General features: G+C 61.9%; 2 protein-coding genes. One reads left to right on the forward strand and one right to left on the reverse strand.

Annotation, left to right across the window (positions count from 1 at the left end; genetic code table 11):
* The first annotated feature begins 217 nt into the window (after positions 1 to 217).
* Positions 218 to 532 carry a photosystem II reaction center protein Psb28 gene (gene psb28, locus NW826_RS07880; RefSeq protein ID WP_414509843.1) on the forward strand — a complete coding sequence of 105 codons (315 nt, stop codon included), beginning with the start codon at positions 218 to 220 and terminating at the stop codon, positions 530 to 532.
* An 11-nt stretch (positions 533 to 543) separates the two neighbouring features.
* On the opposite strand, the gene gatA is transcribed toward psb28, so the two are convergent.
* Positions 544 to 2,058, reverse strand: coding sequence for an Asp-tRNA(Asn)/Glu-tRNA(Gln) amidotransferase subunit GatA (gene gatA / locus NW826_RS07885; RefSeq protein ID WP_414509844.1), 1,515 nt, complete (start codon positions 2,056 to 2,058; stop codon positions 544 to 546).
* Between the last annotated feature and the right edge of the window lie 144 nt (positions 2,059 to 2,202).

Consider the following 2,202-nt stretch of genomic DNA (forward strand, 5'->3'; position numbering starts at 1 on the left):
GGGAGAGGGGCTGGGGGTGAGGGGATTCCTCAGGGAGAGGGGCTGGGGGTGAGGGGATTCCCCAGGGAGAGGGGCTGGGGGTGAGGGGATTCCCCAGGGAGAGGGGCTGGGGGTGGTCGCGTGAGCGGCGCGGAGCGTTTGGGCCGCTAGCGGCAAAGTGTCTTAATCGTATCTGGAACAACTATAATGGCCTGAATCGGTTATTTTTTTAAGCATCATGGTCAGTATCGAATTTTCTCCCGGCATTCCAGAAGTGCCCACCCAAGTACGGCTGCTGAAATCCAAAACCGGCAAGCGGGGATCCGCCATTTTTCGCTTTGAGGAGCTGAAGTCCGACACGCAAAACATCCTTGGCATGCGGATGATCGACGAAGAAGGGGAGCTGACCACCCGCAACATCAAAGCCAAGTTCCTAAACGGGGAATTCAAGGCCCTGGAAGTGATCTACGACATGGAAACAGAAGCCGAGTGGGAGCGCTTCCTGCGCTTTATGGAGCGCTTCTCGGCGGCCAACCAGATGGGCATTGCCTAGCTGCTGGATCCTCAGCTTTTGGCTTTTTTGCTCCCTTTGCCGGGCTGGACGGGAGCAGATCCCTGGGTCTTTTCAATCGAAGGCTGCTCCAGTGGGGGCCGTCGCTGGTGCCAGTCGGTGCTTTGCTCGTAGGCATAGGCCACCCGCAGCACCTTGCTCTCTTGCAGGGCGTTGCCCACGATTTGCAAGCCAATCGGCAGCCCATCGGCAAAGCCACAGGGCAGGCTCAGCCCCGGCAAGCCCGCCAGATTGACCGGGATCGTCATCAGGTCGCACAGGTACATGCTCAAGGGATCCTCCCGCTCGCCGCTTTTGAAAGCCGGCGTGGGGGTGGTAGGGCTGACCAACACATCCACCTTCTCGAAGGCCCGCAGAAAATCTTGCTTGATCAAGGTGCGCACCTTCTGGGCCTTGAGGTAGTAGGCATCGTAGTAGCCGGCAGAGAGGGCATAAGTGCCGATCATGATGCGCCGCTTCACCTCCGGCCCAAAGCCGCGGGCGCGGGTCTTGCCATACATAGCCAAGAGCGAGTCGGCAGGTTCCCGCAGGCCGTACTTGACGCCGTCGTAGCGGGCCAGATTGGAAGAAGCTTCCGAAGGAGCAATGATGTAGTAGGTGGCCAGGCCGTAGCGAAAGCTGGGGCAGTCGATCTCCAGGATCTCTGCCCCCAGCTCCTGCAGGTGTTGGATGGCCGCTTGCACAGCCGCGCGGGTCTCTTCCCCACACCCTTCCCCCAGCAGGTCGCGGATGACGCCAATCTTGAAGCCCTTGATATCGGGGATCAAAGCCTGGCTGTAGTCCGGGATCTCCACCCTAAGGCTGGTGGAGTCCATGGGGTCGTGGCCGGCAATCCCCTGCAGCAGCAGGGCCACATCCTCCACCGTGCGCCCAAACGGCCCCACCTGATCCAGAGAAGAGGCAAAGGCCACCAGCCCATAGCGGGAGACCAGCCCGTAGGTGGGCTTGAGGCCAACCACGCCACAGAAGGCCGCCGGCTGGCGGATGGATCCCCCCGTATCCGATCCCAAGGCCACCACCGCCTGGTCTGCCGCCACCGCCGCCGCCGACCCGCCTGAGGATCCCCCTGGCACCCGCATCAGATCCCAGGGGTTGGCGGTGCGCTGGAAGGCCGAGTTTTCCGTGGAGCTGCCCATGGCAAACTCGTCCAGGTTGGTCTTGCCCACCATCACCATGCCGGCTGCCGCCAGCCGCGCCGTCACCGTCGATTCATAGGGCGGCACAAACCCCTCCAGCATCCGAGAAGCGCAGGTGGTGCGGATCCCTTGGGTGCAGAGGTTATCTTTCACAGCCAACGGGATCCCGGCCAGCGGGCCAATCGCCTCCCCGGCGCGAATGCGGGCATCCACCGCCCTAGCCTGTTGCAGCGCCAGCTCCTCGGTAACAGTAATAAAGCTCTTAAGCTGCGGCTCCAGCCGGTGCAGGCGCTCCAGGTATTCGCGCGCGATCTCCTCAGCTGAGCGCTCTTTGCTCACCAACTGGCGGTGCAGAGCACGGATAACAGACATAGGCAAACTCGCAAGGAAGAGAAAGGCCGATCGAGCAACGTCAAAGTTCTCTCCAGATTAATCCAGCACGGATCCCTACTAACTCCCCTCTCCCTCAGGGAGAGGGGCCGGGGGTGAGGGGCTGCTCCCTCAGGGAGAGGGGCC

Origin of the sequence: Synechococcus sp. OH20 (assembly GCF_047502685.1) — a bacterium.
In the GTDB taxonomy this organism is placed as follows: domain Bacteria; phylum Cyanobacteriota; class Cyanobacteriia; order Thermostichales; family Thermostichaceae; genus Thermostichus.